Below are 20,201 nucleotides of genomic sequence, written 5' to 3'. Positions count from 1 at the left end.
CTGAATAAGGAGTAAACAATGCCCAGATTAGTAGGAAAACGCTCCAAATCTGGTTTTCTGTGGAGCTTGGCGGTGCTGGTAGTGGCGATCGCAGGCCTTGGCACCTTGGAGTATAAAGGCTACACCGATCTTGTACCAGAGATTGGCCCCCAGGCCCAGCCCGTGTCTGGTAGCTCTGATGAATCCAATCCGCTTTAGGGTCTTGATCCCTAACTCTTAGTCATTTTTTCGTTGAGTGGCTTAGATATCCACTGATTTTCCTGACTGAATCTAAGCCCCAGAAAAATCCAAACTCACAGAAACCTAAGCCAAAGGAGCAACTATGCGACAAGGTAGCGATATTTTAGGGAAATCAGTTTTTGCCTACGATACTGGCAGAACACTAGAGTCGGTGCGCGATCTCATTTTTGACCACGAAACCAATCAGGTGCTGGGATTTTTGGTGGCCGAAGCGGGCTGGTTTAAGAGCGCCCGCATTTTGCCGCTGTCGTCGATTAAGGCGATTGGCCCCAGCGGTATTATTACTGCCGATAAAAGCACCGTGGTGCCCGCCAGAACGCTCGCCCGCGTCAAGGCCCTGCTTAAGGAGAACAACGTGCTGCGGGGCACCAAGATTATGACCACCGACGGTCGTAATCTGGGCACAATGGTTGACGTATTTTTTGATGAGACGACAGGGCTCGTGGAAGGCTACGAGGTATCGGGCGGACTGTTTGCCGACGCTTATTCGGGGCGATCGTTTGTGCCAGCCCTGCAAACCTTAACCATCGGTGAAGACGTGGCCTTTGTGGTGCCCGAAACCGCTGACCTGATGGAGGAACAGGTGGGTGGTGTGCTCGGTGCGCTCCAGTCGGCGGGCGATCGCCTGCAAGAGGCCGGTCAGTACACCGGCACCAAACTACAGGAGGCGACCACCTATACCGGCACGAAGCTACAAGTAGCCGGTCAGTACACCAGTGAAAAGCTGCAAGTGGCCGCCAGCGCCGCCCAAAAAGAATGGGAAGTTATGACCCTGGCCGCCAGCCAGCAGTACGATTCGGCCCGCCGCAACGCCGAAGTCTCGATTACCAATGCGGTCATTAGCCCTGAAGAGCAGCGAGCCTACGCCCTGGGCAAAGCCACCCAAGCCGCCGTGGTAAACGATCAGGGTGTGGTAGTCATTTCCCCCAGTGTGGTGGTGACGGTCTTGGAGGTGCAACAGGCTGTCGATAACGCCGTGCTCGATCGCCTGTACCGCGCTACAGGCGGCGACATTGGCCAGGAAGCTAGCAATCGCATTCAGGCCGCTACCCAAGCGGCCAAGGAGCAGTTTCAGCTGACCTCCCAGCAGGCCCAGCTGCAGCTACAGGCGGCCACTGAGCAAGCCAGCCGCGACCTCAAAGGTTTACAGCAAGACACCTTAGCTACCGTCACCAACGCCGCCGTCGATCCTAAACGGCAGCGCACTCACGCCCTGGGCAAAACCGTTGCCCGCGATATCTATACTCTCCAGGGCAATCTGCTGATTGCTGAGGGGGCGGTAGTGACTACCGGGGTGCTCACTATGGCCGATGCAGCCGGGGTGCTGGACGAGCTCTACCGGGCTACCGGCGGCGATATTGGCGCTGAGCTCACTCAGCAGGCTAGTGACTGGTTGGCCAAGCCTGCGGTTGAGCAAACCCTAGGTCGCCGGGCCAACTCCACGGTGCGCACCCCCTCGGGCTTGGTGATCGTCGCGGCAGGGCAAATAGTTACTGAACTGGTGCTGGATCGCGCCCAGGCCCATCACCAGGAACAGGCGCTGATGGTGTCCACCGGGCTCAGCCTTGACGAGGCCTACCGCCAGGGGGCGAGCCAGGGCCTATTGAAAACCAACGAGCGGTTGAGAACCACCTCTGCGATCGCCGGTCGGCAGCTGCAAACCAGCGCTAGTCAGCTGCAAAGCGAAGCCGCTACCCTATGGGTCGTCTGCCAGCGTCAGGCGCGCCAGGTGCAGCTTCAGGTGCAGCAGTTCATCGAAAACCGTCGCATTCAGGGCGCACTCGGTCGGCCGGTGACACGGGTGATTCTCGACGGGCATGACCAGGTGATTTTGAACGTGGGCGATCTGATTACCCATAAGGCGATCGATCGCGCCCGTGAGGCCGGCTGCTTAGAAATTCTGCTGGGCTCGGTGTACAACCACACCCCAGAACTCACCCGCTCCGACCTGCGCGCCCCCAGCCCAGGGGAAGCGGCCCTGGTGCGTCAGGGCTAGAGAGCGAAGGATAATTGGCCAGAGCCGCGCCTTCTTGCCAGGTGCGGCGATCGCTATTTAGACAGAGCATTGCGTGGATAGTGACCCCAGTTGTCCGTGGATAGACAGGTTGAATCTGTCTATCCACGGACGTTTTTATTGCAAAGCGAAAAGGGATGGGCCAAGGGCATGCTCTCCTCAGCGCAAAAGGCTTCGTCAACCGCAAAGGCCGCTCTATTTAATTGACACCGGGCCTACCTGGCAAGGCTCTGTCCACACACCGCAGGCGATCACGTTGAGTTTGGTGGGGGCATCTAACCTGCCTTGCCTGAAGCACTTTAATTTATTGGCGACGAAAGAATTTCGGGCGCGATCGCATCTCCAAAATTCTATGGCTACGAAAAATTAAACGCCTTCAAAGTGCCCTTTCTCTGACCTGAGAAGGAGGACTGAATTTATTTTTCTCAGAGTTATTAACTTGTGAAAACTTCGCTTACCAAGGGCGGCGGTAATTCTGTAGTTTGTTACTTAACCTGTCGTAGCCTTAGGAGATCTAAAGCCTTGCGGGATATTTCTCGGACTGGCTCAAGCCTCTCTACGGCTAGGCTGTTAAGCGCTGTAAACCCGATTTCTGAACGTAATCCCCTGGCCGACCAGTGGAGGACGCCGATGTCTTGGGTTGGCTTGTAATGCCTGAAAGGGCTTATTTAAGCTTTCTATAGACTCAGGTTATAGCCGTCTATCGAGTAGGAAGCGCCTTTATCCGCTCTGTATTTTCGAGTAGAAGAGAGGAGAGTCCCATGACCATAAGTCCCCCTGAACCGGGACAAAAAGTCAGGGTCGTGGTTGATAGAGATCCGGTGCCCGTCTCATTTGAGCGATGGGGTAAGCCCGGCCACTTCGACCGCACGTTGGCCAAGGGGCCCAAAACCACCACCTGGATTTGGAACCTGCACGCCGATGCCCACGACTTTGACAGTCACACCAGTGATATAGAAGATATTTCGCGGAAGATCTTCAGTGCTCACTTTGGCCACTTAGCCGTCGTCTTTATCTGGCTAAGCGGCATGTACTTCCACGGTGCCAAGTTCTCAAACTACGAGGCTTGGCTAACCAACCCCACCGGCATTAAGCCCAGTGCCCAGGTGGTTTGGCCCATCTTTGGCCAAGAAATTCTCAATGCCGATGTGGGCGGCGGCTTCCAAGGTATCCAAATCACCTCTGGGTTGTTCCAGATGTGGCGGGCCAACGGCATTACCAACGGCTTCCAGCTCTACTGCACCGCCATTGGGGCGTTAGTGATGGCGGGTCTGATGCTGTTTGCCGGCTGGTTCCACTATCACAAGGCCGCCCCCAAGCTGGAGTGGTTCCAGAACGTGGAATCGATGATGAACCACCACCTGGCTGGGCTGCTGGGCCTCGGCTGTCTGGGCTACGCCGGTCAGCAGATCCACGTGTCGCTGCCGGTGAATGCTTGCCTCGATGCGATCGATGCCGGGCGACCCTTAACCATTGGCGGTCGAGTCATCGACTCAGTGGCGGCTATACCCTTGCCCCACGAGTGGATTCTCAACAAGGGCCTGATGATAGACCTGTATCCGGGCTTTGCCGAGGGTCTCAAGCCCTTCTTTACCCTAAATTGGGGAGCCTATGCCGACTTCCTCACCTTTAAGGGTGGGCTCAACCCCCAAACTGGCGGGCTGTGGCTGTCAGATACGGCTCACCACCACCTGGCCCTAGCCGTTCTGTTCATTGTGGCTGGCCACTTCTACCGCACCAACTGGGGCATTGGCCACAGTTTCAAAGAAGTGCTGGAAGCGCATAAGGGCCCCTTTACTGGCGAAGGCCACAAGGGCATGTACGAAATTTTCACGACCTCCTGGCATGCCCAGCTGGCGTGGAACCTAGCCCTGCTCGGGTCCCTCACCATCATTGTGGCCCAGCACATGTACTCCATGCCTCCCTATCCGTACCTCGCGACGGATTACCCCACCCAGCTGTCGCTGTTTACCCACCACATGTGGATTGGCGGCTTCTTGATTGTGGGGGGAGCAGCCCACGCGGCCATCTTCATGGTGCGTGACTATGAGCCCTCGGTGCATGTCAACAACAACCTAGATCGCGTTTTGCGCCACCGGGATGCGATTATTTCGCACCTCAACTGGGTCTGTATTTTCCTGGGCTTCCACAGCTTTGGGTTGTATATCCACAACGACACCATGCGGGCGTTGGGACGACCCCAGGACATGTTCTCTGACACGGCAATCAATCTCCAGCCAGTGTTTGCTCAGTGGATCCAAGGTATTCACGGAGCGGCGGCGGGCAATACTGCGCCCAATGCCCTCGCTGGCGTGAGCCCGGTGTTTGATGGCGGCTTAGTGGCCGTTGGCGGCAAGGTAGCCATGGCGGCGATTCCCTTGGGGACAGCCGACTTCATGGTGCACCATATCCACGCCTTCACCATCCACGTCACCGTGCTGATTCTGCTGAAGGGCGTGCTGTTTGCCCGCAGCTCCAGACTGATTCCCGACAAGGGCGATCTGGGCTTTCGGTTCCCCTGCGATGGGCCGGGCCGAGGCGGCACCTGCCAAGTCTCCGCTTGGGATCACGTGTTCCTAGGCCTGTTCTGGATGTACAACTGCATCTCTATTGTGATTTTCCACTTCAGCTGGAAGATGCAGTCGGATGTGTGGGGTACGGTCTCGCCCGATGGCGGGGTGTCGCACATTACCGGCGGCAACTTTGCGGCCAGCGCCATCACGATCAACGGCTGGCTGCGCGACTTCCTGTGGGCTCAGGCTTCTCAGGTGATTGGCTCCTACGGGTCGGCTCTGTCGGCCTACGGGCTCATGTTCTTGGGAGCGCACTTTGTGTGGGCCTTCAGCCTGATGTTCTTGTTTAGCGGTCGCGGCTACTGGCAAGAGCTGATCGAATCGATCGTTTGGGCGCACAGCAAGCTGAAGCTGGCTCCGGCCATTCAGCCTCGTGCCCTGAGCATCACCCAAGGTCGGGCCGTGGGTGTGGCCCACTATCTGCTGGGGGGGATTGCCACGACGTGGGCCTTCTTCCTGGCCAGGATAATTTCGGTGGGATGACCCGTTTGGTCATGGGATTCCCGTAGGGGCACAGCATGCTGTGCCCCTACTACCAACCCACACCACCGAATTTCACGAATTGCGTTTTCTGACCCATTCGTACATCAAACCTGTTTTGATTCATGGCAACTAAATTCCCAAAATTTAGCCAGGACTTGGCCCAAGATCCGACCACGCGTCGGCTCTGGTACGGGATTGCCACGGCCCACGACTTTGAAAGCCACGATGGCATGACGGAGGAGAATCTTTACCAAAAGATTTTCGCTTCGCACTTTGGCCATCTGGCAATCATCTTTTTGTGGACGTCGGGCAACCTGTTCCACGTCGCCTGGCAAGGCAACTTTGAGCAGTGGGTTAAAGACCCGCTGGGCGTGAAACCGATCGCTCACGCGATTTGGGATCCGCAATTTGGCCAACCCGCTGTGGATGCCTTCACCCAGGGCGGGGCCAACTATCCGGTTAACATCTCATTTTCTGGGGTGTACCACTGGTGGTACACCATCGGCATGCGCACCAACGCCGACCTCTACGGCGGTGCCATGTTCTTGCTGATTTTGTCGGCGGTCTTCCTGTTCGCAGGCTGGCTGCACCTGCAGCCCAAGTTTCGGCCTAGCCTGGCCTGGTTCAAAAATGCGGAATCGCGCTTGAACCACCACCTGGCGGGTCTGTTTGGGGTCAGCTCCCTGGCCTGGGCGGGTCACCTGATTCACGTAGCTATTCCCGAAGCCCGGGGTCAGCATGTGGGCTGGGATAACTTCCTGTCGGTGCGGCCTCACCCCGCCGGGTTGAAGCCGTTCTTTACCGGCCAGTGGGGGGTCTATGCCCAGAACCCAGACACCGCGAACCACGTGTTTAACAGCAGCGACGGGGCCGGGACGGCGATTCTCACCTTCTTGGGTGGGTTCCACCCCCAGACTGACGCGCTGTGGCTGACGGATATTGCTCACCACCACCTGGCGATCGCGGTGCTCTTCATCGTGGCTGGCCACATGTACCGGACTAACTTCGGTATTGGTCATGACATGAAGACCATCATGAATGCCCACCGTCCCCCCGAAGGCACACCCTTTGGCGGCCTGCTGGGTGAAGGTCACAAGGGCATCTACGACACCTACAACAACTCGCTGCACTTCCAGCTGGCCTGGCACTTGGCTTGCCTGGGTGTGGTGACGTCGCTGGTGGCGCAGCACATGTACTCCATGCCGGCCTACGCCTTTATCGCGAAGGACTACACGACCCAGGCGGCTCTGTATACTCACCACCAGTACATCGCTGGGTTCATTATGGTGGGGGCCTTTGCTCACGGAGCCATCTTCTTGGTCCGTGACTACGACCCGGCGGCTAACCAGAACAACGTGCTCTACCGCGTGCTGGAGCACAAAGAAGCGATCATCTCTCACTTGAGCTGGGTGTCGCTGTTCTTGGGCTTCCACACCCTGGGCCTGTACGTGCACAACGACGTGGTGGTCGCCTTTGGCACCCCCGAAAAGCAGATTCTGGTTGAGCCGGTCTTTGCCCAGTGGATTCAAGCGGCCCACGGCAAGCTGATCTACGGCATGGATACTCTCCTATCCAACCCGGACAGCATTGCGACGACAGCCTGGCCTAATCACGGCAATGTGTGGCTCGGCGGCTGGCTAGATGGCATCAACAGCAGCAGTAACTCGCTGTTCTTGAACATCGGCCCTGGCGACTTCTTGGTTCACCATGCGATCGCCCTCGGCCTGCACACCACCACTCTGATCTTGGTCAAGGGTGCGCTGGATGCCCGTGGTTCGAAGCTGATGCCTGACAAAAAAGACTTCGGCTACAGTTTCCCCTGCGACGGCCCTGGTCGGGGCGGCACCTGCGACATCTCCGCGTGGGATTCGTTCTACCTGGCGATGTTCTGGATGCTGAACACCATCGGCTGGGTGACCTTCTACTGGCACTGGAAGCATCTGACGCTGTGGTCGGGCAACGTGGCTCAGTTCAACGAAGGTTCAACCTATTTAATGGGCTGGTTCCGAGACTACCTGTGGCTGAACTCGTCGCAGCTAATCAACGGCTACAACCCCTACGGCATGAATAATCTGGCGGTTTGGGCCTGGATGTTCCTCTTCGGACACCTGGTCTGGGCGACAGGCTTCATGTTCTTGATCTCCTGGCGGGGCTACTGGCAGGAGTTGATTGAGACCCTGGTCTGGGCCCACGAGCGCACTCCCCTGGCGAACCTGGTTCGCTGGAAGGATAAGCCCGTTGCCATGTCGATTATCCAGGGACGGGTTGTGGGTCTGGCTCACTTTACGGTGGGCTATATTCTGACCTACGCCGCCTTCTTGATCGCCTCGACTTCTAGCCGATTTGGCTAACTGGGATAGCTAATTCCTCGTAGGGTGGGCGTTGCCCACCCTACACCCCTGGAGATTCCCCTAGAGTCTCTTGGCATAGGTTCTTGGTAAAAGCCCCCTGAAACAAAGGGGCAGATTCTCGTCTAAGACCAACCAGTACCCCTCTTTGAAGGGGCGATGGGGGGATCAAACCCTAGCCACACAACTACTGACCTAGATTGCGAGTCTTCTTTGAGCATTTTGAATAATCTGAGGTGGGTGAGCGGCTCCCTACGATCGCCCTCTGCCACCTCCTAACCTTGAGACGGATGGAGACTCTCCGCTTCTCAAGAGTCCTGGTTCTTCGGGGTAGTTGAGCCAGGACTTTTACTCTTTTCGCTCCAGCACAGACAACACCAGGTCAACCCTGGATTTTAATTCCTACGATTACCTGGCTGATGCCTGTAGTTCTAAAACGTGCGTCCTTACAATGGTCTTACTGGATTAGTCGCCAGTTCGCCGCAAGATTTTGATAGCGCCCCCAAGAATTAAATAGCGCCCCAACTGCCAGGTTTCCTAGGCTAAACGGGTACTGACTTGGAGGCTCTATGGCCCACCTTCTACAGATTGATTCTAGTCCGCGGGGCGATCGCTCTCACTCTCGCCGCATGACCCGCGAATTTGTCGAAGCCTGGCAGCAGACCCATCCCCACGACACCGTCACCTACCGCGATGTGGGTCGCCAGCCCGTACCCCATGTCGATGAACCCTGGATCGTCGCAGCCTACACACCGGAGGAGCAGCGCACCCCAGAACTGCGAGAGGCTCTGAAGGTGAGCGATCGCCTGGTCGACGAACTGATCGCCGCCGATATTTTAGTCGTGGGGTCCCCCATGTACAACTTCAGCGTGCCCAGCACCTTCAAAGCCTATATTGACCAAATTGTGCGCATTGGCCGCACCTTCGCCATCGACTATGAGGATGCCGAAGACCCCTACAAGCCGCTGCTCAAAGACAAAAAAATGTTCGTAATTACGGCGCGAGGCAGTTCAGGCTTTGGCCCCGGCGAGCGCTATGGCCACATGAATCACCAAGATCCTTACATGCGGGTCGCCTTTGGATTCATTGGCATCACCGACATTACCTTCATCCATGTCGAGAACGACGAGCACAGCAGCGAAAGTTTGGCCGCATCCATTGCGGCGGCCCAGGCCCAGGTGGCGCAGCTAGTAGCCGCGTGATCTGGATTTTGAACGGGGGTGCGATGGTTCGCCGCACCCCCTACGCCTCACTCTAAGGAGATGCCATGCCCCTTACTGATTCTGGATTCTTCACTCTCAAACTCTGCACCGCCCTCGGCTGCGGGCTGGTCGCGGGTGCCTTCTTCGCCTTTTCCACCTTTGTCATGCAAGCCCTGGGCCAGCAACCGCCCGCCCAAGGCATTGCCACCATGCAGTCGATCAACATCACCGTCATCAACCCCTGGTTTATGGGGGTGTTGTTTGGCACCGCCGTGGGCTGCCTTGGACTAGTCGTTTTCTCGCTTACTAAAGGAAATCAGCCCGGCGCTAAGTACCTGCTCCTCGGCAGTCTGCTCTACTTGCTGGGCACCATTCTCGTCACCATCGCCTTCAACGTGCCGCTCAACGACGCGCTGGCCGCCGTCAACCCAGCCAGCGCCGAGGGGGCCACCCTCTGGGCCAAATACCTGACCAACTGGACGCTGTGGAACCACCTTCGTACCGTGGCAGCCCTGGCGGCAGCGGCATTGCTCACCCTCTCCCTCATCCCGTGACATAGGCAATGCCCACCACCCATTCGGTGGCAACGATCCTGTTTGACGATTTAGGTAATCAAGCCAGGCTCACCCGGCAAATTTTGCCCCTCACCGTCGAAGAACGCCGCAAGCACGAAGCATTGGGCGTCATATCGTCGGGTGGAACGCTACCCTCGTCCGCTTGGGCAAGCCTTTAGTAACAGTCTTAGTTTGATTGGCGTTACACCAAAATTTCTCAACCACTCAACGCCCAATTCAACCATTGTGATTAGGGAAAAAATTATTGACACGCTGGCTCATGCCCATGGGGCGCCACTCTAACCATCAATTTAGATTGCGGGATTCACTAGCAACCGGAGAAACACTATGCCTGTTTTAGCTATGACGGTGCCGCTCTGGGGCCTGGTCATTTTTATGCTGTGGACGATCGCCGTTGTCGTCCTGCTACTTGCTGTCAGAATCCGCCACCTTTCCCAGGGTGGTTCGCCCAAAGATTTTGGGACGCCTGACGATACCAGCCTGCTGTGGCGGCTCTATCGAGTGCAGGCCAATCTGGTGGAAAATTTACCGCTATACCTAGGCGTCGTCGTTTTGCTGACTGTGCGCGGTGTTTCTGGGGCTGCCGTTGACACCTTAGTGGGCGTCTATATTGCAGCACGGTTGGTGCATTCCGGCATTCACATGGCGGGCTTGAACCCCAACGGGCGGCTGATCAGCTTAGGAATTCAGTTTGTTTGCCTCACAGCACTGATAGCCCTAGCTGTCTTCAGCCCTGCATAGGGTAGACAAGTACCCAGGTACTATGTAAAGTTAACTGCGCCCATGAAATTTGCCCTCTTAGGAGATCAATATTGTGGATCGTACTTATCAATGGTGCTTGGGGTTGGCCATTGGCGGCTTAGTAGCCATCCCGATGCTGCCTATTGCGGCTCAGTCCAGCGGGGACTCGATCGCACCGCCAACCACCCAGCCAGCAGCATCGGCAGCATCTATAGAGGCTCAATTTGCTCAACATTTTCAAGCGCTAGGGGTGGAAGGGGCAATCCTCATCCACGACGTGAACCAGGGCGTGACCTATGAGCACAACCGCGATCGCAACCGCCAGGCCTTCCTGCCCGCCTCTACCTTCAAAATTCTCAACTCGCTGATTGCGCTCGAAACTGGCGTGATCCCAAACGATGTGGCGGTGCTCACCTGGGACGGCATCGAGCGGATGATCCCCGCCTGGAACCAGGACTTGAACTTGCGCAGGGCATTTAACCTATCTGCCGTTTGGTTCTACCAGGTGCTGGCGCGGCGGGTTGGGCACGATCGCATGCAGCAGTGGGTCAGCAAAGTGGGCTACGGCAACCAAACCATCGGCAGCCCCGATGCGATCGACAGCTTCTGGCTAGAGGGCGACCTGCGGATTACGCCCCAGCAGCAGATCGAGTTCTTACAGCGTCTGCACCGCAACGAATTACCTTTTTCTGAGCAGGTGACGGCTACGGTAAAAGACATCATGATTGCCGAGCGCACCCCCGACTATACGTTGCGGGCCAAGACCGGCTGGGCAGGCCTGGGGGAGCCCGATCAACCCCAAATTGGCTGGTATGTTGGCTATTTAGAACAGGGGGAAAACGTCTACCTATTTGCCACCAACATAGACATTCGCAGTGATGCCGATGCCCCAGTCCGCCTTGAGCTAACTCGCCGCTGCTTTGAAAGCCTAAATCTTTTGTAGCGTACCTAAACCCTGACTCAATACCGTGAGGGAGCACAATTCGCCATGACAACCATTTATTACACGGCTACCAGCCTGGATGGTTTCATCGCCGATGAAAACAATTCTCTCGATTGGCTGTTTCAGTTTGGCGAGCTAGAGCCGAACACGTTTGATGATTTTTTGGCGGGCGTGGGGGCGATCGCCATGGGCTCCACCACCTACCAGTGGATCTACGACCACGATTTTTCGGCTGAGGCAGACAAACCCCAGATCTGGCCCTACAAAGTGCCTGCCTGGGTTTTCACCTCGCGCCTGCTGCCGACGATTGAGAATGCCGATGTTCGCTTTGTCAGCGGCGACGTCAAGCCCTTTCACCGGGAGATGGCGATCGCCGCCGGCGACAAAAATGTGTGGATCGTCGGCGGCGGCGATCTGGCGGGCCAGTTCTACGACGCTGGGCTGCTCGATGAAATCGTTGTCCAGATTGCCTCAGTCACCCTGGGCGGCGGCGCTCCCCTGTTTCCGCTGCGGGTCGATCCGCCCCTAAAGCTGCTGTCAGCCAAAACCTATGGCCACAATTTTGTGGAATTGCACTACCAGGTTCCAGGCAAATAAATGGAGACCGGATAATGCAAGCGATCAAGAGTTTTTAGATTCAGCGATCGCGGTTTTGCTGTTGCGATCGCGCAGCACCTGGGCTTTAGCTACCAAATCTTGGAAGAAATCAGTTTCAACAATTTCTTGCACCTGCTTTTGGCGCTTAGCCTCGTCAATTTCAATACGGAGGTCGCGCACCTGCTGCTTCAGCTTTTGTTCGCGGCTGTAGACCTGTTGGGCCATGCGGTCAAATACGCGGGCGAGCTGGCCAATTTCGTCGGTGCGGCAGGCGATCGCCCCGAGCTGGCCCAGCTCAAACTTCTCAGCCTCAATAGCGGCTGCCGTGCGAGCAATGCCGAGCACCGGGCGAGCAATCAGGCGATCGGCCATCAGCACCGCCACCCCAGCAGTTAGCCCTGTAAACATAGCGATCACGCCCAGCAGAATGCGCTTGTTGCGGTTGATCTCTACCAGGTAGCTCGACTCTGGTATGACCGTACCCACGACCCAGTCCAGTTGCTCTAGGGGGGTAAACGAGATCAAATAGCGCTCCCCCGTGGCCGGGTCTTTAAAGGCAAATCGCTGTAGTTCGGTTAACCCCTCCAGGTCAATGCTCTGATCTCGCAGGGTTTGGCTGGCAATTCTTAGCAGCGGGTTTTCTACCGTCTCCAGCTGCTGGAGATGAGGTTCAGCGGAATCTTGCCCCTGGGGCGGCATCACTTCAGCCACGTCGGTAGAGGCAATCAACTCTTGCTGAGCATTGACAATAAAGGCCTCGCCGCTGTGGTTACCCTTTAACTGCTGCAAATAGTGGGAGAGCTGAGTTAGCTCAATACCGATGCCAATCACCCCCCAAACGTCTCCTTGGGGGGTGACCAGAGCCGTAGTGGCATCCATGCCTGGGGTTTGGGTTGTACGGTAGACGTACACCGTCCAGGCCCGCTTTTGAGGAGACGCTAACGCGTTTTTATACCAGGGGCGATCGGGGGCAAAGAACGCTGGCTCCATTTTGTAGGTTTCAGTGCCCTCTGGGGTTAGCCCCTGGGCTTCAGCGGTGTAGGTGTTAACCGTAGCCGTCGTAGTTTGGCTTTTCTCATCCCAATCGCGCAGGTGAAAGTGCAGTTTGCCATCAGGGGTGCGCTGAGCGCCAAAAAAATCGCCGCTGGCTTCGCCGTACTGCACCCAAGTAAAGTTGGGGTTGGCCCGCAGCACGCTGAGCAAAAACAGCTCCCGATCCTGAGGATTCGCGAGGTCAATCAAATTCTGCCCCAGGCTGCTGTTTAAAAGCGACTGCGCCGACTCCGCGTTGTTGAACAGCTTCTCCACCTCTTGGGAGGTACCCAGGGTAATCTCCTGGTTAACCTGATCGACAATGGTGTCGATATTGCGCTTTGATACCAGCGACCAAGGCACGTAAACGATCGCCGCCGTCATCCCCACAGTCAGCAGCATGGCTCCAACGAGGGTAGCTTTGAGGCCGGGGGGTTTGGGCAGACGGAGGGGCATGGGGGTAGTGAGTGGAGTAGGTGGGTGAATGGAGTAGGTAGGGTAGGTGAGTGGATGGTAGGTGGAGAGGGTCGGGGGGAGACGAGGTGAGAAAACATAGGGGGCCGCTCACCCACGCACCTACTCACCCACGCACCCACTGCTTCACTCCCGACTTGCCACCAGCGCCGTCGCCGCCATCCCCGTATGTACAATGCCCAGGGTGCGAAAGGGATCCATCAGCGGGTCAATAGCAATAAATAGAACGAGCACGGCTTCTAAGGGCAGCTTGAGAGGATCCAGCACTAGGCCCAGCATGGTCAGGGTGAGAATGCCCGTGACCCCAGACGTGGCCATACCCGCCAAAATAGAGCCCACAATTACTATGCCCAGACCGGCCAGGCCTAAATCGCGCTGGTAGAGCTGCACCACAAATAATGTGGCTGAGGCGAAATACACCACTGAGCCAAAGCGGCACAGGGTAATTGCCAGGGGCGTTACCAGGTTCGTGGTTTGCGGGTTGAATTTTAGGTTATCGCTGAGGCTAGTGATGGCGGCGGGCAGGCAAGCCAGGCTGCTAGAGGTGGCCAGCGAGAGAATGGTAGGGTCCTTAAGTGCCAGTAAGGTGGGCCACAGCCCAGTCCCCGATCGCCGCCAGATAATTAGGGTGCTGATTAGATAGACCAGGGCAAAGGTGGCGATCGCCACCACCACAAAATCCACCATCGACAGCAGTACCTCAATTCCCACCTGCGAGAGCTGATAAGCCAACAGACTGCACAGGCCAAAGGGCAGCAGATAGGTCAACCCGTGGATGACTTTGTTAAACGCCTGGTAAAGGCTGTCGAGGGTATCGAAGAGGGCCGCCGTGGTTGAGGCTTTGACCAAACCCAGTGAAACCCCAAAAATCATGGCAAACAGCAGCACCTTGAGGGTTTGACCTTCGCTGAGGGCCGCAAAAATGTTGTCGGGCACCATGCTGTTGACCAGGGTGCCAACGTCGCTCCCAGAGGCTTCCGGCAGGGGGCCGCTTAGGGCCATTTCTAAATCGACGCCCGACTGGTTGACCAGCACCCCCAGCGTTTGCAGAGTATCAGTGGTGAGGTTGCGGCCCGGGCCAGCCAGGGCGGCGATCGCCGCGGCGATCGCACTCACCCCCAGCAAACTCAGCGGAAACACTACCAGAATGCGCTGCACATACTGCCGAGCATCGTGGCTCTGCATCAGTCGCCCCAGGCTGTTCGTAATGGCCGCCAGCAAAATTGGCAGAACGCACATCTTCAGCAGCCCCAGGTAAAGGGTGCCAAAGGGCGCAATCCACAGCGCCACCTGGGGCTGGGTAGTGCCAATAAACACGCCCAAGCCGCCGCTGATCAAAATAGCCCAGGGGCTGCGCAACCACTCAATCGAAACCCGGCGGGGAATATAGGCTTTCAGAGGAACCATGGGTGTCGTTCAAAAACTACGGTTGCGGCGGGCTTTGGGCAGCCCAATAGGCGGCGTATTCATCCAGCACCGTATCTACGGTGGGTTGAGCCATCAGGGTGTCCAGATATTGATCGACAAAGGCAAGTAGATGGGCACTGCTCCAGGGCAGCACCACCGCCAAAGAATCTTGAGTATCGGTGAGGGCAATGGTTTGCAGCTGTAGCGCCGCGTCGGGCCGGGTGCGCACCACCTTCTTCACTTCCAGCTCATCCCGGTAGGCGGCCAAAATGTCGCCCCGCACCACGGCCTCCACAATGTCTTCCCAGGTGGGGTACTCCACGATGGCGGCCTGGGGAAACTTCTGCTTCAAAAACCCCACGTAGGATGACCCTTTAATCACCCCCACCTGGCCCCGCAGATCGCGAATGGTTTCGACTATCGATCGCCCCTGGGTTTGCTCCGCCATTTGCAGCCGGTTCACCAGCAACCCCTGGCGCATGCGCAGGTAGGGTCGCGAAAACCGCACCCGCTGCGCCCGCTTGAGGGTGCGGCTAATCTTAGAAATCGCCAGGTCAGCCTTCTGGCCATAGACCGTATCCACCACCTGGTCAAAGGTTTGGGCCGAGCGGGTAATGTCTAGACTCACCCCTAGCTGGTCGGCCAGGGCGCGGGCCAGTTGAATGTCCAACCCGCCAAGTTGTTCATTCGTCTGCATGAAAAACGGAGCATTGTCTTGGCCCAGCACCGCTACTGTCAGCTTGCCCCGATCTAAAATTCGCTGCATATCCGGCGGCATTGCGGGCGAGGGTGCGGGGGTAGGAGCCACCGCTCGGGCCTGGGTAGACCCAGTGGTTGCCGTGCGAGTAGCCGTAGCGCCAGCAGAAGCCCTAGGTGCCGCCTGGGCGATATTGCTGGCTCCAAAAGTCATACCTAAGCAGAGCAGCAGAACTAAGCCAAGCCTTAGCGGCGTTAACCACCAGCCACCCCTCTTCCCTACCACTTTTCTAAAAAGAACAGCGGTCTGAATCACAGTCAATGTCTGCACCATTCTTTCTCCTAAGCAACTTGCCAGAGCGGCAGAGAACGAACCCCCCAGGCCAGATCCAGGGTGATATCGGCCACCACCTCTAACGGATCCACCCAGGGCAGCGGCGGCGATGACATTTGTGCAAAAGCCACAGACAGTTCTGTGCACCCTGCAATCACCACCTCGGCCCCTTGGGTTTTGAGCCAGCCCGTCGCCTGCTCTAGTACGGTCAATGCTTTGGTAGATACCTGAGTCCCTGTGGTTTTTATTCCCCAATCGGGATGGTAGATCGACTGCATCACCAAATCTTGCCAGGGAGAGCTAAGCTCAAAACCCATGGGAGTAAGCCCCATCTGGCTCAGGCTACGGCTGTAGAGACCGCACTGCACCGTGCCGTCAGTGGCCAGCACCCCAATGCGCTGTACCGTGGGGTAGGCCTGGTGGATGTAGCTACTGGTGCAGGCCATCAGGTGAATCCAGGGAATACCGAGCTGGGCCTGTACCGGGTCGTAAAATCCGTGGGCTGTATTGCAGGTCACCACCAAAAAGCTGGCTCCCGCTCGCTCCAGCATCTGGGCATAGCGCACCAAACCCGGCACACAGTCTGGCCCGGTGCCCTGCAAACTCTCAGTGCGGTTAGGAATTGTGGTGCCATTCACCAACAGCCACACCGGATGGTCTTGATCGCCCTTAGCCCCCCGGCTGACATTGCGCTGAATGAGCCGCTGCTCGAACTGCACATGGGCCATCGGGCCAAGGCCACCTAAAATCCCTGGTACAGCGACTTGGCGATCCTGACAGGGTAGCGGCGCAGTCATAGAGATCCTTGATTAGGCTTGGGTCAGCAACGGAATCCAGCGGGGTGCTATGCCCCCGCCAGTCGGCACCCATTGATTAGGGAAGAGCACCCCTGCGGCAGTATTCGCAGACAGGACAAAGCTGGGCTAAAGCCCGCCAAGGCTTTGCCTGAGATTGCCCAGGAAATTCCCTTTAATAGCAGCGGCAAGGGGCAGAATTGAGCACGTTAGCCAAGAATTTATACTCTCTGCTCACTGGCTCCAAGAATTGAGCCATTACCTCCGAACAATTACGGTTGCGTCTAAAAAGATAGCTTCCGTAGATCGTTTACCGAGCGTCTCCAAGGGGCACTCCCTAGGGGACACTCGGTAAACGATCTACAGCGTTTTAGTCTCTAAGGGCAAAAATACTGTCAGCACTTCTCCGGCCTGAGGACGCTGGCGCACGATCAGCTTGCCGCCTAGGGCCTGAAACAGATTCTTGGTGGCGTTGAGGTTGAGGCTCAGGCCGCCCGTCTCGGGTTGAAACATGAGTAGCTGGCCCAGCGCCTTAAAGGGCGAGGCAAAGGGATCGTCCTTGGGCTGAGGATCGCTGCCCTCGGGCGGTTGCGACTGAAACTGGAGCTTGAGCTGGTGCCCAGCCAGGGTTACCGCCAGCTCAATGTGGCTGTAGGGGGGCAGGCTGTGGGTAAAGCGGTCGATTAGCCCAGTGAGCACCTGGGTGAGCATGGCCGGGTCACTGTTGACCATGGGCAAGCAGGGGGGCACGTTCACTGTCAAACACAGGTTGCGGCGACTGGCCTGCTGCTGCCAACGAGGAATAGCGTCGTCAAACAGCTGGTTAAGAGAAATGGCTGACAGGGGCGATCGCGGTCTGGCTGCGCGATCGGTCTCTAGCTCCACCGCCCGAAAAATCAGGCTGAAGCGATCGATCTGCTGGGTGCATTCGCGATCGATCAGCTTCAGGCGCTTAGCCACCTCGTCGCCAATGTCTTTGCGCTTGAGCAGCGATCGCGTCAGCGTGCGAATCGTGGTCAGGGGCGTACGAATTTCGTGGGCCATCGCCTTGAGCAGCTCAGTATCGGGGCTGCTCTCTGGGGTAGGCGGAGGTTCTGACCCGGCAAAGGCACTGCCCTTAAGCCCTGACTCAAAGTGAGAGGGCCTGTCGGTTTGAAAGGCTGCTGCGGTAGGGCGGGCGGGCAGCGCCAGGGTCGACATGCTCCCAGTCGAGTGGTGCGTCTCAACCTCCCCATCGCTATGGGGACGCTGACGCAGCTGGGCCATCAGCAAATGGCTGTAGCGCGTTACCAGGCGATAGTCGGGCTCTACCGGCGGAAATTGCTCAATCAGGCGGTCTAGAGCTGGCACCAGCGGCGGGCGGGTGGCTAGAACGCGATCGCGCAGTCTCTGGCAGCCCTGCTCCACCACCTCGGGGTCAAAGGAAAACTGGAACTGGGGCAGTCCGCTATCGTCGTAGCCCAACACCAGCAGCCCACTAAACTGCCGGGTCAGCAGCAGGCAAAATCGCTCCCCCACGAGGGGGTCGTTACCGGTCAGCGGTACCATCTGTAAATCGCAGGCGGAGCTTGGGGTCGCCCCTTTGCCCTGCCCTGACAGGAGAGGCCGCGTCACTGAAAAGATTTGTTCTAACTGCTCAGGCACCAGCAGCCAGTGGGAGAGCCGCTGCCCCATGAGGCGATCGGGAAGCACCGGAAACGGCCCCGACAACACGCTGCCCATCAGCGGCGACAGGGCATTTGCCTTAGCCTCCGGGGGCACTGAATCTAGGGGCAATTCTAGCAAAAGCCTAATCAGCGCGGCCAGGCCGCCCAACCATTCTTGCTCGGCATGCATCTGAGCCTGGGGCAGCGAGATGGAACCACCCCCAAGAAACCCCAGCGCCGTTCCACGACTCCAGTCGGCCACCCCCGCCCCAGGGGCGGCTTGATGTCCACTAAGCAGTGAGCTGAGGGGTAGAAACTGTTGCACCAAGAGGTCACCTGTCTCTGCAATAGGCCAGCTGCGGCACCTGAGCCACGGCTATCAGATTGCCTATAGCAGGCAACCCAACATCTATTACGAGACTACGCCCTCAGCATCGAATGGGCTATGGGTAGAACCGAACGGAAACCCGGCCATCCCTAGCCAAACCAGCTTGACGGAATTGGCTCAGCCTCGACCAATTCAGCGCTGGGACGACGGTGCCAGGTTTCAGGACGGCCCAGCAGAGCCTCAAGGCCCTGGTGAATCAGTTGATTGATCTGATTGTGCTGCTCAGAAGAATAGCAGTGCCCCGACGATGTCATGTCGCTGACAGTACTGCTGTCCATGGTGACATAGACCACCGGCAGTCGAGCTAAAACGTAGGCCGTCAGTTTTTGTCGTAGTTCAGGAACAGCAAAAACCTGGCGATATTCGTAGAGCGGATAGGCCGCCAAGATATCGTCAATCTTATCTGTTACGATCGGTAAAGTCAGGTTGACAATCGTTTGAGTCATTTGAACAAAACTCCAGGGGGTTGGGCAGCAAGATCAGGAATGGGCACTTAACTCTCAGGCTAGGGATCAGCCTAAATAGGCTAAGAAAAGTCTGTAAGCAAGATTAAAGAGTTAAAAAAATTAGTTCAGTAAGTTCACCAAATAGGCCAGCTCAGCTCAAGGATTGTTTTGAAGCGACGGCTAAAGCCAGGAACCAGACATGCTCTAACTTTGTGGCAAAGCACCTCCCAATTGACCTTAGATATTCCCTATATATGCGTGCCAATGGCGATCGCCCTATCTAAGTTTTAGAAAAAAATTATTTTTCTCTTTCCAATGATTATGAAAACTACGCAAAGTGAATCGTTTCTCAATCGTTGTTGTTTCTAGCAGGAGTGCTATTCTCCTAGCTATTACATTGCGTATTTTTTTGGCAGAGATTGCCCCGATCAATCAAGACTGTGGTAAGGCGGTAGTGTTGCGGCAGATTGTTTTGCTGGTATGTGGAGGAATGCATGCGCCTAGCGCCACGGGACAGATTTTGGCCACCATCGCTCGAGATGAGGCATTAAGCCAGCAGACTCAGGTTATTTGTGCGCCCCAGCATGGCCTAGGTGTGCTTTCGCCCTTTGCGCTGCGCCAGACTCTAGACAGCTTTATCGCATTGAGTCAGAACTCTATAAAAACACCTGCTGCGATCGCCCCCTCGAAAGCTGATTTAGACAGCGCCACCGCTGAGGACGCACCGCCAGCGCTAATCATCTGGGCGTTTAGCGCTGGCTGCGTGGGGGCGGCGGCGCTGGCGACTCACTGGCAGCGCCATCGGGGCCCAGTTCTGAGCCTCCTAATGGTGGATGGGTGGGGAGTCCCCCGTGACCCCGAGGTACCCCTGTATCGACTCAGTCACGATCGCACGACCCACGACACCTCGCGCTGGCTAGGCGCGGGGGAGATAGATTTTTATGCCGACCCGCCAGTGCCCCATGTGCACCTGTGGCAGCAGCCTCAAGCGGTAATGGGCTGGGCCGTTGCCCCAGGGGAAGCGCCGCAGCCCTCAACCGCCGCTGACTTTCTCTGTCTGCGATCGCGCCAGGCCATCGACCACTACACCGCCTGCCCCTTTTAACCGAACATGCCGAATATCAACACCCCATAACCAGCGGCCTAAAGTGGGCTCCATCGCCACAATCACCCTGGCCTCTGCTGCTAATATGGGAGGAAATGTTCTTCATTTAACAGCATTTAGCAACACGATTCCTGTAAAGCAGCGGCGGTGGTTCGATTCACTG

The 20,201-nt window shown here is 57.0% G+C and carries 17 protein-coding genes; 11 read left to right on the top strand and 6 right to left on the bottom strand.

Translation table 11 applies throughout. The features are described from left to right. Window positions 1-18 precede the first annotated feature (18 nt). The 10 genes from VB780_RS20990 to VB780_RS20945 all read left to right on the top strand — a co-directional run bounded on the left by VB780_RS20990 (window position 19) and on the right by VB780_RS20945 (window position 11,716). Window positions 19-198 (top strand): hypothetical protein, encoded by a 180-nt coding sequence (locus tag VB780_RS20990; protein WP_323353131.1) that lies wholly within the window; start codon window positions 19-21, stop codon window positions 196-198. Between the two features lie 124 nt (window positions 199-322). After that, window positions 323-2,236, top strand: coding sequence for a PRC-barrel domain-containing protein (locus VB780_RS20985; RefSeq protein WP_323353130.1), 1,914 nt, complete (start codon window positions 323-325; stop codon window positions 2,234-2,236). Window positions 2,237-3,015: 779 nt separating this feature from the next. After that, window positions 3,016-5,310, top strand: coding sequence for a photosystem I core protein PsaA (psaA, locus tag VB780_RS20980; protein WP_323353129.1), 2,295 nt, complete (start codon window positions 3,016-3,018; stop codon window positions 5,308-5,310). 122 nt (window positions 5,311-5,432) lie between these two features. Then, window positions 5,433-7,661, top strand: coding sequence for a photosystem I core protein PsaB (gene psaB, locus VB780_RS20975; RefSeq protein WP_323353128.1), 2,229 nt, complete (start codon window positions 5,433-5,435; stop codon window positions 7,659-7,661). Between the two features lie 566 nt (window positions 7,662-8,227). Beyond that, window positions 8,228-8,860, top strand: coding sequence for an FMN-dependent NADH-azoreductase (locus VB780_RS20970; protein ID WP_323353127.1), 633 nt, complete (start codon window positions 8,228-8,230; stop codon window positions 8,858-8,860). Between the two features lie 65 nt (window positions 8,861-8,925). After that, window positions 8,926-9,414: a DUF1772 domain-containing protein gene (locus VB780_RS20965; protein ID WP_323353126.1), complete on the top strand. Its 489-nt coding sequence runs from the start codon at window positions 8,926-8,928 to the stop codon at window positions 9,412-9,414. 8 nt (window positions 9,415-9,422) lie between these two features. After that, on the top strand, window positions 9,423-9,593 hold the full coding sequence (locus VB780_RS20960; protein ID WP_323353125.1) for a hypothetical protein: 171 nt from the start codon (window positions 9,423-9,425) through the stop codon (window positions 9,591-9,593). A gap of 169 nt (window positions 9,594-9,762) precedes the next feature. Further along, window positions 9,763-10,176, top strand: coding sequence for an MAPEG family protein (locus VB780_RS20955; RefSeq protein ID WP_323353124.1), 414 nt, complete (start codon window positions 9,763-9,765; stop codon window positions 10,174-10,176). Window positions 10,177-10,249: 73 nt separating this feature from the next. After that, a complete protein-coding gene (gene blaOXA, locus VB780_RS20950) occupies window positions 10,250-11,119 on the top strand; it encodes a class D beta-lactamase (protein WP_323353123.1) in 870 nt (289 codons plus the stop codon). Between the two features lie 45 nt (window positions 11,120-11,164). Beyond that, window positions 11,165-11,716, top strand: a complete 552-nt coding sequence (locus tag VB780_RS20945; RefSeq protein WP_323353122.1) for a dihydrofolate reductase family protein — start codon at window positions 11,165-11,167, stop codon at window positions 11,714-11,716. Between the two features lie 24 nt (window positions 11,717-11,740). Here the strand turns inward: VB780_RS20945 and VB780_RS20940 are convergent, their stop codons facing one another. The 6 genes from VB780_RS20940 to VB780_RS20915 all read right to left on the bottom strand — a co-directional run bounded on the left by VB780_RS20940 (window position 11,741) and on the right by VB780_RS20915 (window position 18,933). Further along, a complete protein-coding gene (locus tag VB780_RS20940) occupies window positions 11,741-13,204 on the bottom strand; it encodes a cache domain-containing protein (protein WP_323353121.1) in 1,464 nt (487 codons plus the stop codon). Between the two features lie 144 nt (window positions 13,205-13,348). Beyond that, entirely contained in the window at window positions 13,349-14,629 is a 1,281-nt protein-coding gene (locus VB780_RS20935; RefSeq protein ID WP_323353120.1) for a dicarboxylate/amino acid:cation symporter, read from the bottom strand. A 16-nt stretch (window positions 14,630-14,645) separates the two neighbouring features. Then, on the bottom strand, window positions 14,646-15,539 hold the full coding sequence (locus VB780_RS20930; protein WP_323353119.1) for an ABC transporter substrate-binding protein: 894 nt from the start codon (window positions 15,537-15,539) through the stop codon (window positions 14,646-14,648). Between the two features lie 128 nt (window positions 15,540-15,667). Next, entirely contained in the window at window positions 15,668-16,456 is a 789-nt protein-coding gene (locus tag VB780_RS20925) for an aspartate/glutamate racemase family protein (RefSeq protein WP_323353118.1), read from the bottom strand. 357 nt (window positions 16,457-16,813) lie between these two features. Further along, window positions 16,814-18,424: a HAMP domain-containing sensor histidine kinase gene (locus tag VB780_RS20920; RefSeq protein ID WP_323353117.1), complete on the bottom strand. Its 1,611-nt coding sequence runs from the start codon at window positions 18,422-18,424 to the stop codon at window positions 16,814-16,816. Between the two features lie 152 nt (window positions 18,425-18,576). Continuing rightward, entirely contained in the window at window positions 18,577-18,933 is a 357-nt protein-coding gene (locus tag VB780_RS20915) for a late competence development ComFB family protein (RefSeq protein ID WP_323353116.1), read from the bottom strand. Window positions 18,934-19,423: 490 nt separating this feature from the next. Between VB780_RS20915 and VB780_RS20910 the strand changes: the two genes are divergently transcribed. Then, the gene (locus tag VB780_RS20910; protein WP_323353115.1) at window positions 19,424-20,038 is read left to right on the top strand and encodes a hypothetical protein; all 615 of its coding nucleotides are present in this window, start codon (window positions 19,424-19,426) and stop codon (window positions 20,036-20,038) included. The last annotated feature ends 163 nt before the right edge of the window (window positions 20,039-20,201 follow it).

It is taken from the genome of Leptolyngbya sp. CCNP1308 (assembly GCF_034932455.1).
Lineage (GTDB): Bacteria > Cyanobacteriota > Cyanobacteriia > Phormidesmidales > Phormidesmidaceae > Nodosilinea.
The sequence above is the reverse complement of the archived record's forward strand: the minus strand, read 5'-3'. Positions and strand labels throughout refer to the sequence as shown.